A 12,165-nucleotide genomic window follows, 5' to 3' on the forward strand; every position below is an offset into this window, starting at 1 on the left:
GCAGAGAGTCGATAGCCGATGGCTATCGACTCTCTTTTTCTTGGCTGTCTTCACAGACCCCGGCCAGGTTTTGATGGCAGACTCGATGTCCAATGAGCCCGATCGACCAAAGGGAACACATGCACAGCCGTTGGATGAGCAGTCGCCGGACCCGGCGCGTGCCACTGTTGGCCGCCGCGGTGGCGGCCGTCGCGCTGACCGCCGCCTGCGGGGGGAATTCCACCGACAACACCGGATCGTCACAGCCGCAGGGCTCTTCGACCACCGCACCGGGCGGCAGCTCGGCCAAGCCGACCACCTCCGGCGGCGCGACCACCAGCGGCAAGGCGAACGGTACCCAGCTGACGGTCTCCGACGAGGCCGCCAAGAGCCTGTGCGATCTGCTCCGCCCGCAGCTCTCGGATTGGCGGGTGCAGGGCCCGACGCTGGGCAAGATCGCGCTCAATGCCACCGCGCACGAGTGGGCGCTGAAGAACGGCGGCATCAATATCCAGATGCTCTCCGACAAGGACGTGCTGGATCGAGTCACCCAGGCGAACTGCTCGGATGTGCGTGATCAGGCGCTCTCGGCCCTCCAGATCTCGAGCCTGGCGCAGGGCGTGGTCGGCTGATGCGAACCCTGTACCCGCCGATCGAACCTCATGAGCAGGGCGTGCTGGAGGTCGGGGACGGTCAGGGCATCTACTGGGAGGTCAGCGGTAATCCCGAGGGCAAACCGGTGGTGTTCCTGCACGGTGGGCCGGGCGGCGGGACCGCGCCGTTCCACCGGCGGTTCTTCGATCCGGCGGCCTATCGCATCGTGCTGTTCGATCAGCGCGGGTGCGGGAAATCGGTGCCGCACATCGCCGACGGCGCGAGCCTGGAGACCAATACCACCTGGCATCTGGTGGCCGATATCGAAAGGCTGCGAACGCATTTGGGCGTCGAAGCCTGGCAGGTGTTCGGCGGTTCCTGGGGTTCGACGCTGGCGCTGGCGTATGCGCAAACCCATCCGGAGCGGGTGACGGAGTTGGTGCTGCGCGGGATTTTCCTGTTGCGGCGCAAGGAAATCGATTGGTATTACAATGGCTCGGCGGGGTTCGTGTACCCCGACGAGTGGGAGAAGTTCCTGGCGCCGGTGCCGGCGAGCGAACGCGGCGGCGACATGATCCAGGTCTATCACCGGCTGCTGCACTCCCCCGATGCGAAGCTCGCCACCGACGCGGCCGTCGCGTGGTCCACCTGGGAGGGCGCCACGAGTTCCCTTTTGCCCCAACCGGATCGGGTCGAGGAATCCGCCGATCCGCGCTTCGCGCTGGCCTTCGCCAAGATCGAGAACCATTACTTCCACAACTTCGGTTTCCTCGACGAGGGGCAGCTGCTGCGCGATATCGAGCGCATCGCGCACATTCCCGGGGTGATCGTGCAGGGCCGCCACGACATGGTGTGCCCGGCCGTGAGCGCCTGGGATCTACACCGGGCCTGGCCGAATTCGGAACTGCACCTGGTGCCCGATGCCGGTCATGCCGCCGCCGAACCCGGCATCACCCACCATCTGGTGGAAGCCACGGACAAGTACAGGAATTAGATGAGCGCCGCAGCCGGTCCCGCCTTGGTCGAAGCCCTCACCTCCGACGTGGACCGGCTGCGTGAAGCCGAACCCGCTGTGCGCCAGGATCTTCCGGATTCGGTGCACAGCATGCGGGTGGCCACCCGGCGGCTGCGCAGCGTATTGAAGTCCTATCGCCGGATCATGCGGCGCAAGGCGATCCGCGAGACCACCGACGAATTGCGATGGCTGGCCGGGCTGCTCGGGGTGGCGCGGGACGCGGAGGTGCGGGCCGAACGCTTCGCCGCGCTGCTCGGCGAGGCGGCCGGCTCCGGCGGAGAGACGACATCGCCGGACGAGAAGTCCACGCCCGAAACCAGTTTCGGCGCGGAGCTGGTGGCCGCGGAACGCCGGACCTATACCGAGGCGCATCACGCGGTGCTGGATGCCTTCGACAGCCGCCGCTATCACCTGATCACCGCGCGGCTGCGCGCCCTGATCACCGATCCCCCGCTGCGCTCGAAGCACGCCGAGCAGCCCGCGCCGGAGGTGTTCGAGGCCGTGCTGCATTCGGACTTCCGGGACCTGCGGCAGCTGGTACACGACGAACCCGCCCCGGACGATCCGAACCACATCGAGCATCTGCACGAAATCCGTAAGGCCGCAAAGCGATTGCGGTATGCCGCGGAGGCGGCCGAGGCCGTGCTGGGCGCGCCCGCCACCGCGCTGGCCCGCAATGCCAAGAAACTCCAGGGCGTGCTGGGCGACCATCGCGATGCGGTCGAAGCCCTGGAAACCCTGCGCACCCACGCCGAGCACGTCGGCGAAACCGGCTATCAGCGCATGTGCGATGCCGAGGAAGCCGCCGCGGCGAAGGCGCTCGAGGAGTACCCGGTCGCCATCGAATTCCTCCGGCATCACCCGCTCTAGCCGGTCAGTTCAGCCGCGCGTGCTCGCCGTTCGGGGCGGGCGTCAGGTGCACCACCGGTTCGTCCTTGTGCGCGGGCAAGAGGAGCGCAGGCGGGCGCAGGCGGAGCTGGAACGACAGCAGCAGCTGGCGATGCAGCAGCAGTACGGCGAGCAGTATCGGATGCCGGCGCACCGGTGAGCTACGCCGGCGCCTCGGCCGGGTAGGCGAAGGTGACCGTGCGGGTCGGCGGATCCGACACCGCCAGGCGGACTTTCACGTGCTGCCCCTCCGGCGGGTTGCCGGTGCATTTGGCCAGTACGGGCGGATCGGCGATGAAGATCTCGGCGGGGCGGGTGCCGTTGGCTTCGCGCACGACCACCGCGTCGAAGTCGGTGTGCAGGCGCGGAGCCAGCACGGTCGCCTCGGTGAGGTCGATGCAGGCGCGTTCGACCTTGCCCGCGGTGGCGTCGGCGCGGCGCATGGACTCGGTCACCGGCGGCAGGCCGTCACGAACCCATTGCGGGATGGGGGTATTCGCGCAGTGCGCGAGGCAGATCTCGGTGGCGTAGCGGTCGGCCAGCCGGCGCAGCGGGGCGGTGACGTGGGCGTACGGTGCGCCGATGCCGCTGTGCTGCACGGTCTCCGGGGGCTGGCCGTTCAGGATGGTGTAGGAGGCGCCGCGCAGCAGGCTGGTGGCTTCGGACATGAGCACCAGCGCGGCGGGGGTATTGGGGTCCAGGCCGGCGAGCATGCGGCCGGCGGAGACCTCGGCGGGCCAGGCCACGCCGACCGCGGCGGCCGTGCGGCGCATGGATTCGATGGCCGAGGCGGCGGGCGGCGGCATGGTGCGCAACAGCCCGAGCTGCTCGGAGCCCTTGCCGTCGAGCATGATTCGCGCCGCGCACATGCCGGTGAGGAGCGATACCTGCTCGTTCCAGTCGTCGGCGGCGGTGCGCGGTTCCAGCACCAGCTGCCAGTGGTCGACGCCGCCGGCGCCGTTCTCGTCGCGGATGACGCTCTGCGAGGGCAGGCGCAGGTTGATCGCGCCGCGCGCCAGGCCGGATTCGATACGCAGCCGGCCGAATTCGGGCAGTGCGGCGATGGACGGATGCAGCCGCCCGGCATCGGCGTCGGCCTGCACGCCCGCGTAGTCGAGTCGCGCCCGGGAACGCACCAGCGCACGGGTCACCGAATATGTTCGCGGCTCGGCCTTCTCGTCCAATTCGATGGTCCACAGGGCCGCCGGGCGGTCCACATCGGGCAGCAGACTCGCCCGGTCCTCGGATAGAACGTGCGGATGCAACGGCACGGTGCCGTCGGGGAAGTAGAAAGTCTCGCCCCGGACCAGGGATTCGCGGGCGAGCGCGCCATCGGTTTTCACGAAGGCGGCGACATCGGCGATCGCGTAATGCAATCTGAAGCCGTCGGGGGTTTTCTCGAGATGCAGCGCCTGATCCAGATCCATGGCGCCGGGCGGGTCGATGGTGACCAGCGGTATGTCACGCCGGTCCAGCCGGGCGGCGGCGAATTCGTCGGTCGCGTCGCGGGCTTCGGAGACCGCCCCGGAGGGATACTCCGGGGCGAGTCCGAATTCGGCTCGGACGGCGCCGAAATCGACCGGCGCCGAAACGATCCGCTGATGTAGTTCCACGAGTGGAAGCTACTCCTACTGCAACGCCAGCATGGTGCCGTTCAGCGTGTCGAACGGACCGTAGACGGTGAAGACGACGCGGCCTTCGGGATACTGCGACGACAGGTACGCCGCGGAATCCAGCGCCTGCCCGAACGACGCGGCCGAGGCGTGCGGCAGACCCGCGATAGCCTGCCCGATGTGGGAGTTCGCCACCCACTGCGTATCCGCGGGGGTGAGGTCGACCTGCACCCCACCCGGCAGCGGGGTCACCGAGAACGCCGAAGCGGAACCGGCACCCAGCACAACGGAAGCAGCAGCGGCGAGGAGCGCACCCGCTGCCAACTTACGAGCAATTCGCATTTAGACGAGACCTGCTTTCCGACGATTGTTGAGCCCTTCGCCCGTTGCAGCCGCAACGGAACTTTCCAACGCGCAACACTTTATGACGCCGATCACGTTCGGGGCTAGTTCCGAGCAGATCGCCAGCTCGACACGCCGTGCCGCGCCGGTACACGCCAGGTGACGCGCCGCCATTGTCATCCAACCCGGCGGTCTGCGCACAGCGGAGCCGAGAGCGGTGTCGGTCACCCCGCCCGAGCAGGCGATAGCTGTATGCGATTCGGTGATGCGCGCTCGCTATCGATCGCGCAGGCCGCCCGGCAGGGCCGCGGACAGGAATTTGAGCAGATAGGCGATGGCGAAAAGCACCAGCACCGCCAGCGGCTGGATCAGCACGGACATGGTGGCGTCCTCATCTTTCGTCGGGCGTTTTCTCGTCGTCGGGCGCGGCGGCGGCGACGGCGTCGCGCACCGCGGGGTTGTCCAGGAAACGCAGCAGCTCCACCGGGAACGGCAGCACCAGGGTCGAATTCTTTTCCGCCGCAACCTGGACCACGGTTTCCAGGAAACGCAGTTGCAGCGCGGCCGGCGCCTGCGCCATGCGCGCGCCCGCCTCGGCGAGCTTCTCCGACGCCTGGAGTTCACCCTCGGCGGAGATGACGCGGGCACGGCGTTCCCGCTCCGCCTCGGCCTGCCGGGACATGGAGCGTTTCATCGAATCCGGTAGCGCCACATCCTTGATCTCGACGCGATCGATGTGCACGCCCCAGCCCAGGGCCGGATTGTCGATCATCAATTCCAGGCCCTTGTTGAGCTCTTCGCGATTGGACAGCAGATCGTCGAGTTCGCTCTTGCCGATGATCGAGCGCAGTGAGGTCTGCGCGACCTGACCGACGGCGAACAGATAATTCTCCACCTCGACGACGGCGCGCACCGGATCGATCACCCGGAAATACACCACCGCGTCCACCCGGACCGTCACATTGTCGCGGGTGATGCCCTCCTGGGCGGGCACCGGCATGGTGACCACCTGCACGGAGACTTTTTCCATGCGGTCCACGCCGGGAATCAGCATGCGCAGTCCGGGTTCGCGCACCGCTCGCACCCGGCCGAGCCGGAATACCAGTCCGCGCTCGTATTGGGCGACCACCCGAATCGAAGCCAGCGCCACTACGCCCGCGGTGACCACGAGGAAGGCCAGCACGGCGAGGAGGGCAAACAGAACGTTCATTTGTTCGCTCCGCGAAATTACCGCTGTGTCAGGGACATCCGTCCCCGATCACCATCCATCATGGCACCGCGGCACCCCCGTGGACAGGGGGCGGACGAGTCGGTCTGTAAGCCGGATCCTGTCCCCGGTCTCGCGACCGGGTGACGGTCATCCATCTGGACACACCGTTGCCGGGTGCCTCGAGCAGTCCACCCGCAGGCTCGGGCGAGCAGCCCTCGAACGCCTGCGCAGCCGCACTCTCGCGAGTCCGGCCTTCGACCTTGCTCCGGGCGGGGTTTACCTAGCCGCGCCGGTCACCCGGCGCGCTGGTGCGCTCTTACCGCACCGTTTCACCCTTACCCACACATGGCGTGTGGGCGGTTTCTTTTCTGTGGCACTGTCCCGCGGGTCGCCCCGGGTTGCCGTTAGCAACCGCCCTGCTCTACGGAGTCCGGACTTTCCTCGGCGACGGGCAGCGGCACAGCCGTACCCGTTCCCATCGCCGCGACCGCCCGACCGACTCGTCCGCGGGCACCAAGGTACCGTAATGCGCCATGGAGCGTGTCGAGGTGGGGTTCTCTTCGGGTAGCGAGCAGTGTGCGGGCTGGCTGTATCTCCCCGATGGACCGGCTCGCCCGCGGCCGTTGGTGGTCATGGGGCACGGGCTGGGGGCGGATCGCGAAATGGGGTTGGATCGGTATGCGCGGCGCTTCGCGAACGCGGGGATGGCGGCGCTGGTATTCGACTACCGGCATTTCGGGGCGAGTACGGGTGAACCGCGGCAGTTGATCAATATCGGGCGGCAGCGCGAGGACTGGCATGCCGCGATCGCGTACGCGCGCACCATCCGGGGTATCGATGCCACCCGAATCGCGCTGTGGGGCAGTTCGTTCGGCGGCGGGCATGTGCTGTCGGTGGCGCCGGACGACCATTACCTCGCCGCGGTGGTGGCGCAGTGCCCGTTCACCAGCGGCTGGTCCTCGGCCATGGCGAAGGGGCCGATCAGCCTGACCAAGACCGGCACCATCGCCTTGACCGACCGGGTTTTCGGCTCGCTCTTCGGCCGTCCCATCCACGCCCGGCTGGCCGGTAAGAAACACTCCGCCGCGTTGATGAGCGCCGCCGACGTGCCCGCCGGATTCGGCCGTCTCGCAGAGGAATCCACGCAGTACCGGCCCAAGGTGCCCGCGCGCATCGGCCTGTCGGCGCTCTTCGACTCCCCCGCGCGCCGGGTCAAGGACATCAAGGCGCCGGTGTTCTACGCCGTCTGCGATCAGGATTCGGTCGCGCCCGCCGGGCCCACGTTGAAGGCCGCCGAGCGCACCAAGCACGCGACCGTACGCCGTTATCCCATCGGGCATTTCGACATCTACTTCGACGACTGGTTCGAGAAGGCCGTCCACGACCAGATCGAGTTTCTCACCGCCACTTTGCGGCCCTGAGGATTACAGGTACGAGGTGTCGTTGACCAAGCGGACCGACGAGCCGCCGTCGGGATAGAACTCGGCGATGGACAGCGACGCCAAGTCCAAGTGCAGGCGATACAGCAGCGACGGCCCGACACCCAGGGCCAGTTGCAGCAGCGTCTTGATCGGCGTGACATGGCTCACCACAAGCACATTCGCGCCCGGGTACAACGCCACCAGATCGCGGCGCACCCCCTCGATCCGCTCCCGCACCTGATCGAAGCTCTCCCCGCCCGGCGCGGGCAGCGACGGATCCCCCAGCCACCGTGAATGCAGCTCCGGATCCTGCTGTTGCGCCTCGGCGAACGTAAGCCCTTCCCACGCACCGAAATCGGTCTCGATCAACCCCTCGAGCACCCGTACCGGCACCCCCAGCGCCCGCCCGGCCGCCTCCGCCGTCTCCTTCGCGCGCCCCAACGGCGAACACACGATCGCCGCGATATCCCCCTTGGCCGCAAGGCTTTCCGCCGCCCGCGCCGCCTGCTCCCGCCCCAGCGCCGTCAACGCCGGATTCCCCCGCCCCGAATACCGCCGCTGCACCGACAATTCCGTCTGCCCGTGCCGCAGCAACAGCAACCTGGTCGGCCGCCCCACCGCCCCGGTCCACCCCGGCGCGGCGGAGGCTGCCACGCCGCCGCCTTCGGAACCGCTGATGCCCTCCGGCGCCGCCGCGGCATCCGGGCCGGCGCCTGCGGCGAGATCGACGACCGGCACCGGTGCCGCGTCGAATACGGCGGTTCGGACCTGGTCCGGGTCCGGCCGTCCGGCGGTGGGTGCGGGCACGGCCGATCCCGTGTGCAGCGCGTCGCGGACTTCGTCGACCAGATGGGCGTCGTCCATGGCTTCGTTCGCCAGTTTGTCGGCGTGCGAATTCTGTTTGCGGGGAATCCATTCGAAGGTGACGCGGTCGAAGCCGGCGACCAGCTGCCGGGCGCGTTCCGCCAGCGGGATCATGGCCGGGTGTTTGACCTGCCAGCGGCCGGACATCTGCTCGACGACGAGTTTGGAGTCCATGCGGGCGGCGACTTCGCGGGCGCCGAGTTCGGCGGCGGCTTCCAGACCGGCGATCAAGCCGCGGTATTCGGCGACATTGTTGGTGGCGACGCCGAGGAATTCCTTGCGTTCGGCCAGCACGGCCAGGCGGCCGCTGTCCCACACCACCGCGCCGTATCCGGCGGGGCCGGGATTGCCGCGCGATCCACCGTCGGCTTCGACGATCACCTTGTCCACCACCGCAGTTCACCCTCCAGGCATGGAAAACGGCCCGCGGTCACGGGCCGTCATCGGCGTTCACCCGCGCAGCGCGGGCGGCTTGCTACAGTCCCGACTGCTTGGTGCGCACCAGGATCGCGCTGCATTCGGGGCAGCGCACGACCACGTCGGGGGCGGTCTGGGTGATGCGCGAGATCTCCCCGCGATCGAGCTCGATGCGGCAGGCTCCGCAGCGGCGCGCCTGCAACAGCGCCGCGCCGACCCCGTACTGGGTGCGCTGCTTGTCGTAGGCGGCGAGCAGGTCGGCCGGGAACAGGCGGGTCAGCGCCTGCCGGTCGGATTCGCAACGCTGCTGTGCCACATCGAGATCGGCGACGGCGGCGTCGCGGCGGCGTTCGGCATCCACCAGATCGGTCTCGGCGCGATCCAGGTTCGCACCCGCGTGATCGTGGTCGGCGGCCGCGGCCTCACGCCGCTCCATCACCTCGATCAGATCGTCTTCCAGGACCTTGCGGCGCCGCTCCAGGCTGCCCAGCTCGTGCTGCAATTCCGAGAGCTGCTTGGCGTTCACCGCACCGGCGCTCAGCAGCCCGCGGTCACGTTCCTCACGCTTGCGGACGGCGTCGATCTCGCCTTCCAGCTTGCGGATATCGCGATCCAGGTCATCGATGAGGATCTCGACCTTGACGGCGGCGTCCTTACGCGTGGTCCGCTCCGCCTCCAGATCCGTCACCTGCTGCTGCTCCGGCAGCACCTTGCGGCGATGCCCGATCCGCGTCAACTCGGCGTCGACAGCGGCGAGGTCGAGCAGCTTGGACTGGATCGATGGTTCGGCATTCAACGCGGAAGGTCTCCTGGACGCTATGGACGGTTCAAGACTCCCACCGTACCCGCCTCCGGGCCCCGCAATACCCAACCCCGGCACAACCAGCGGTTTTACTCGCGAGCATGGCTGTGACGGGCTGATTTTCCGGGGACATCACCGGCCGCGTGTGAGATGGTCGGTGGATGGCTGAACATGTGTACGAGGTCTCGGTCACCTGGTCGGGTGCGACCACCGGCTACCGCGACTACTCCCGCAATCACCTGCTGCACGCCGCGGGACGGCCCAGCCTGGAGGCGAGCGCGGACCCCGTGGTCGGCCGCGGCGATCGCACCCGCTGGAATCCGGAGCAGCTGCTGGTCGCCTCGCTCTCCGACTGCCACATGCTCTGGTATCTCCACCTGTGCGTGGAGGCCGGAGTCGTAGTCACCGAATACCGCGACGATGCCGTGGGCGTCATGGATGAGGAACGCTTCCAGCACGTCACACTGCGGCCGCACGTCACCGTCACCGAACCGCACATGGTGGATGCGGCGCAGCAACTGCACGCCGAAGCACATAAGAAGTGCTTCATCGCGAATTCCGTGAACTTCCCCGTAGCCCACGAGTCAACCGTCACCGCAGCCTGATTGGAGTTTTGCTCCACTTTCACGGCCTGTTCGTCAGTTTTCCGACCGAATCGGGCTCGAAGTGGAGCAAAACTCCGATGCTTCGTCAGCCCTCCCCCGCACCGATCGTCCACGGATCGGTGCGCAGCGCCGACACCCGCGTCTCCACACCCGGCAGCGCGGCGCGCACCACCCCCTCCGCCTGTGCGCACCAGGGGAATTCGGTCGCCCAATGGGCGGCGTCGATCAGTGCGGGGCCGCCGGCGCGCAGGTGCTCGTCGGCGGGGTGGTGGCGCAGGTCGGAGGTGACGTACGCGTCCACGCCGAGGCGGGCGACCTTGCCGAGGTACGAGTCACCCGCGCCGCCGCATACGGCGACCGTGCGAATGATGCGGTCCGGGTCGCCGGCGGCGCGGACGCCCCAGGTGGTGGTGGGCAGCCCCTTGCGGACGCGGGCGGTGAACTCGCGCAACGATTCCGGGGCGGGGAGTTCGCCGACGCGGCCGATGCCCAAGCCGGAGGGCAGCGGCGCTTGTTCGGTGACGTGGTAGGCGGGGACCTCGTAGGGGTGCGCGTCGCGCAGTGCGGCCAGGACGGCGGCCCGGCGTGAGGGCGGGGCGACGACTTCGATGCGGTCCTCCGCCAGCTGCCGCAATTCGCCGATCGCGCCGAGTGCCGGGTTCGCGCCGTCGAGCGGGCGGTACTGCCCGGTGCCCGACACTTGCCACGCGCTGTCCGAGTAGTTCCCGGCCGTCCCGGCGCTGGCGGCGAACAGCGCGGTCAGTACCGCTTCGGTGTGGGTGCGCGGCACCAGCACCACCCAATTGTCCAGCGGCGTCAACGGTTTCGGGTCCAGTGGGCCGGTGACGGTCAGCCCGATGGCCTGTGCCAGCGCATCCGAGACGCCCGGGTCGGCCGAGTCCGCGTTGGTGTGTGCCGTGAACAGCGCGCACCCCGAACGGATCAGCTTGTGCACCAACGCACCCTTGGGCGTGGACGCCGCCACCGTATCCACCCCGCGCAGCAGCAGCGGGTGATGCACCACCAATGCCTGTGCGCCCCAGCCGATCGCTTCGTCGACCACGGCCGATGTGGCGTCGACCGCGAACAGCACCCGGGATACCGCATCATCCGGGTCGCCGGCCACCAGGCCGACCGAATCCCACGACTCGGCCAGTCGCGGCGGGTATGCCGCGTCCAGCGCCGAGATCAGCTCCGCCAACCGCACCGTCACCGAACCTCCTCCACACGTCACCGTCATCATCGGCGCCGCACGCCGAAAATTACGTTCTCACAATCCGATCTCGCGGATCGCCGCGACCAGCCGATCCACCCGCGCGGGTTCCCGCACCGCCAGCCGCAGCTGCCCGGCTTCGGCACCGGGGAAGGTATCTCCCCGTCGCACCGCGATCCCCATGTCCGCGAGCCGCTTCCGCAGCAGTTCCGCATCGGGAACGCGGATCCACAGGAACGGTCCGGCCGCCGGTTCGTGCACCTCGACCCCGAGTTCGCGCAAGCGCGGAATCATCGCATCGCGATGCGCGGCAATGACTTCCGCCTTCCGCTGCGCTTCGGCCACCGCACGCGGCTCCGCCGTGGCGGCGATCGCCTCCAATTGCAGTGTGCTCAAAGGCCAATGCGGCCGGCCGTGATTCAACCGCGCCAGCACCTCCGGCGCGCCGAGCGCATACCCGCACCGCAACCCGGCCAGCGCCCACGTCTTGGTGAGGCTGCGGAAGACCAGCAGATCGGGAAAGTCCTTGCCGGACATTGTCTCCGGCTCCCCCGCCACCGCATCGGTGAACGCTTCGTCCACCACCACGATCCGCCCGGGCCGCCGCAGTGCCAGCAACGCCACCGCCGGATGCAGCACCGAGGTGGGATTGGTCGGATTCCCCACCACCACCAGATCCGCGTCCTCCGGCATCAGTGCTGGGTCGAGCGTGTACGGCGGCTCCAACACCACCCGCGTCACCGGCACCCCACCTTCACGCAAGGCCAGCTCGGGTTCGGTGAACGACGGATGGATCACCGCCGCCAGCTTCGCCCCCAATCGCGGCAACATGGCGAACCCCTCCGCCACCCCCGCCAGCAACAGCACCTCCTCGGCCCGCCGCCCGTGCCGAGCCGCCACCACTTCCCGGACTGCCCGCTCCTCACCCGCATCCGGGTACCGCCCCAAGTCCCCCAGCCGGGCACTCAGCCGCTCCTGCAACCAGTCCGGCGGCGCATCGCCCTGCACGTTCACCGCGAAATCGACCATCCCCGGCCGCGTCTCGACATCCCCGTGATGCCGCAGCTTCTCCCGGTCAACGCCGTGTCCGGCACCGCCGGAACCGTGCCCAGCCGCCTCGGCGACATGCGAATCACCTGGAACCGGTGCCATGCTGACTCGACCGCCGGATGAGGCGGCTTGGGTACCGGCCACGGACCCAT

General features: G+C 68.5%; 13 protein-coding genes and 1 other RNA gene. 5 read left to right on the forward strand and 9 right to left on the reverse strand.

Annotated features, from left to right (window positions below):
* Positions 1-134 precede the first annotated feature (134 nt).
* The 3 genes from NI1_RS39415 to NI1_RS19740 are packed head-to-tail and all read left to right on the forward strand — an operon-like array spanning position 135 to position 2,458.
* Positions 135-611 carry a hypothetical protein gene (locus tag NI1_RS39415; protein WP_245663312.1) on the forward strand — a complete coding sequence of 159 codons (477 nt, stop codon included), beginning with the start codon at positions 135-137 and terminating at the stop codon, positions 609-611.
* Entirely contained in the window at positions 611-1,567 is a 957-nt protein-coding gene (pip, locus tag NI1_RS19735) for a prolyl aminopeptidase (RefSeq protein WP_067822877.1), read from the forward strand. Before NI1_RS39415 ends, pip begins: the two co-directional genes overlap by 1 nt.
* Positions 1,568-2,458 carry a CHAD domain-containing protein gene (locus NI1_RS19740; protein ID WP_067822880.1) on the forward strand — a complete coding sequence of 297 codons (891 nt, stop codon included), beginning with the start codon at positions 1,568-1,570 and terminating at the stop codon, positions 2,456-2,458. It abuts the gene before it with no gap.
* Between the two features lie 4 nt (positions 2,459-2,462).
* On the opposite strand, the gene NI1_RS38020 is transcribed toward NI1_RS19740, so the two are convergent.
* From NI1_RS38020 to rnpB, 5 genes are all read right to left on the reverse strand, one after another.
* Entirely contained in the window at positions 2,463-2,630 is a 168-nt protein-coding gene (locus NI1_RS38020) for a hypothetical protein (RefSeq protein WP_157535216.1), read from the reverse strand.
* Between the two features lie 7 nt (positions 2,631-2,637).
* Positions 2,638-4,089 carry an RNB domain-containing ribonuclease gene (locus NI1_RS19745; RefSeq protein ID WP_067822883.1) on the reverse strand — a complete coding sequence of 484 codons (1,452 nt, stop codon included), beginning with the start codon at positions 4,087-4,089 and terminating at the stop codon, positions 2,638-2,640.
* Between the two features lie 15 nt (positions 4,090-4,104).
* Positions 4,105-4,431: a hypothetical protein gene (locus tag NI1_RS19750; protein ID WP_067822886.1), complete on the reverse strand. Its 327-nt coding sequence runs from the start codon at positions 4,429-4,431 to the stop codon at positions 4,105-4,107.
* Between the two features lie 391 nt (positions 4,432-4,822).
* Positions 4,823-5,641: a slipin family protein gene (locus NI1_RS19755; protein WP_067822889.1), complete on the reverse strand. Its 819-nt coding sequence runs from the start codon at positions 5,639-5,641 to the stop codon at positions 4,823-4,825.
* Between the two features lie 91 nt (positions 5,642-5,732).
* An RNA gene (gene rnpB / locus NI1_RS19760) (RNase P RNA component class A) lies at positions 5,733-6,144 on the reverse strand.
* A 30-nt stretch (positions 6,145-6,174) separates the two neighbouring features.
* Between rnpB and NI1_RS19765 the strand changes: the two genes are divergently transcribed.
* On the forward strand, positions 6,175-7,062 hold the full coding sequence (locus NI1_RS19765) for an alpha/beta hydrolase (protein WP_067822892.1): 888 nt from the start codon (positions 6,175-6,177) through the stop codon (positions 7,060-7,062).
* Between the two features lie 3 nt (positions 7,063-7,065).
* Here NI1_RS19765 and NI1_RS19770 read toward each other — a convergent pair whose 3' ends face one another.
* Together NI1_RS19770 and NI1_RS19775 are read right to left on the reverse strand one after the other, a co-directional pair.
* Positions 7,066-8,316: a bifunctional RNase H/acid phosphatase gene (locus tag NI1_RS19770; RefSeq protein WP_067823787.1), complete on the reverse strand. Its 1,251-nt coding sequence runs from the start codon at positions 8,314-8,316 to the stop codon at positions 7,066-7,068.
* Between the two features lie 85 nt (positions 8,317-8,401).
* Positions 8,402-9,139 (reverse strand): zinc ribbon domain-containing protein, encoded by a 738-nt coding sequence (locus NI1_RS19775; RefSeq protein WP_067822895.1) that lies wholly within the window; start codon positions 9,137-9,139, stop codon positions 8,402-8,404.
* Positions 9,140-9,306: 167 nt separating this feature from the next.
* Between NI1_RS19775 and NI1_RS19780 the strand changes: the two genes are divergently transcribed.
* Positions 9,307-9,750 carry an OsmC family protein gene (locus NI1_RS19780; protein ID WP_067822899.1) on the forward strand — a complete coding sequence of 148 codons (444 nt, stop codon included), beginning with the start codon at positions 9,307-9,309 and terminating at the stop codon, positions 9,748-9,750.
* An 85-nt stretch (positions 9,751-9,835) separates the two neighbouring features.
* On the opposite strand, the gene NI1_RS19785 is transcribed toward NI1_RS19780, so the two are convergent.
* Together NI1_RS19785 and cobC are read right to left on the reverse strand one after the other, a co-directional pair.
* Positions 9,836-10,990: a Nif3-like dinuclear metal center hexameric protein gene (locus NI1_RS19785; protein WP_067823791.1), complete on the reverse strand. Its 1,155-nt coding sequence runs from the start codon at positions 10,988-10,990 to the stop codon at positions 9,836-9,838.
* Between the two features lie 30 nt (positions 10,991-11,020).
* Positions 11,021-12,115 (reverse strand): Rv2231c family histidinol phosphate aminotransferase CobC, encoded by a 1,095-nt coding sequence (gene cobC, locus NI1_RS19790; protein WP_084523445.1) that lies wholly within the window; start codon positions 12,113-12,115, stop codon positions 11,021-11,023.
* Positions 12,116-12,165 lie beyond the last annotated feature (50 nt).

It is taken from the genome of Nocardia inohanensis NBRC 100128 (assembly GCF_001612945.1).
GTDB lineage: Bacteria > Actinomycetota > Actinomycetes > Mycobacteriales > Mycobacteriaceae > Nocardia > Nocardia inohanensis.

What these genes read in the sequence shown, in the direction of transcription:
- NI1_RS39415 (WP_245663312.1), top strand. Translation starts at nt 135, where the DNA reads ATGAGCAGTCGCCGGACCCGGCGCGTGCCACTGTTGGCCGCCGCGGTG.
- pip (WP_067822877.1), top strand. Translation starts at nt 611, where the DNA reads ATGCGAACCCTGTACCCGCCGATCGAACCTCATGAGCAGGGCGTGCTG.
- NI1_RS19740 (WP_067822880.1), top strand. Translation starts at nt 1,568, where the DNA reads ATGAGCGCCGCAGCCGGTCCCGCCTTGGTCGAAGCCCTCACCTCCGAC.
- NI1_RS19750 (WP_067822886.1), bottom strand. Translation starts at nt 4,431, where the DNA reads ATGCGAATTGCTCGTAAGTTGGCAGCGGGTGCGCTCCTCGCCGCTGCT.
- NI1_RS19755 (WP_067822889.1), bottom strand. Translation starts at nt 5,641, where the DNA reads ATGAACGTTCTGTTTGCCCTCCTCGCCGTGCTGGCCTTCCTCGTGGTC.
- NI1_RS19765 (WP_067822892.1), top strand. Translation starts at nt 6,175, where the DNA reads ATGGAGCGTGTCGAGGTGGGGTTCTCTTCGGGTAGCGAGCAGTGTGCG.
- NI1_RS19780 (WP_067822899.1), top strand. Translation starts at nt 9,307, where the DNA reads ATGGCTGAACATGTGTACGAGGTCTCGGTCACCTGGTCGGGTGCGACC.
- NI1_RS19785 (WP_067823791.1), bottom strand. Translation starts at nt 10,990, where the DNA reads ATGACGGTGACGTGTGGAGGAGGTTCGGTGACGGTGCGGTTGGCGGAG.
- cobC (WP_084523445.1), bottom strand. Translation starts at nt 12,115, where the DNA reads ATGGCACCGGTTCCAGGTGATTCGCATGTCGCCGAGGCGGCTGGGCAC.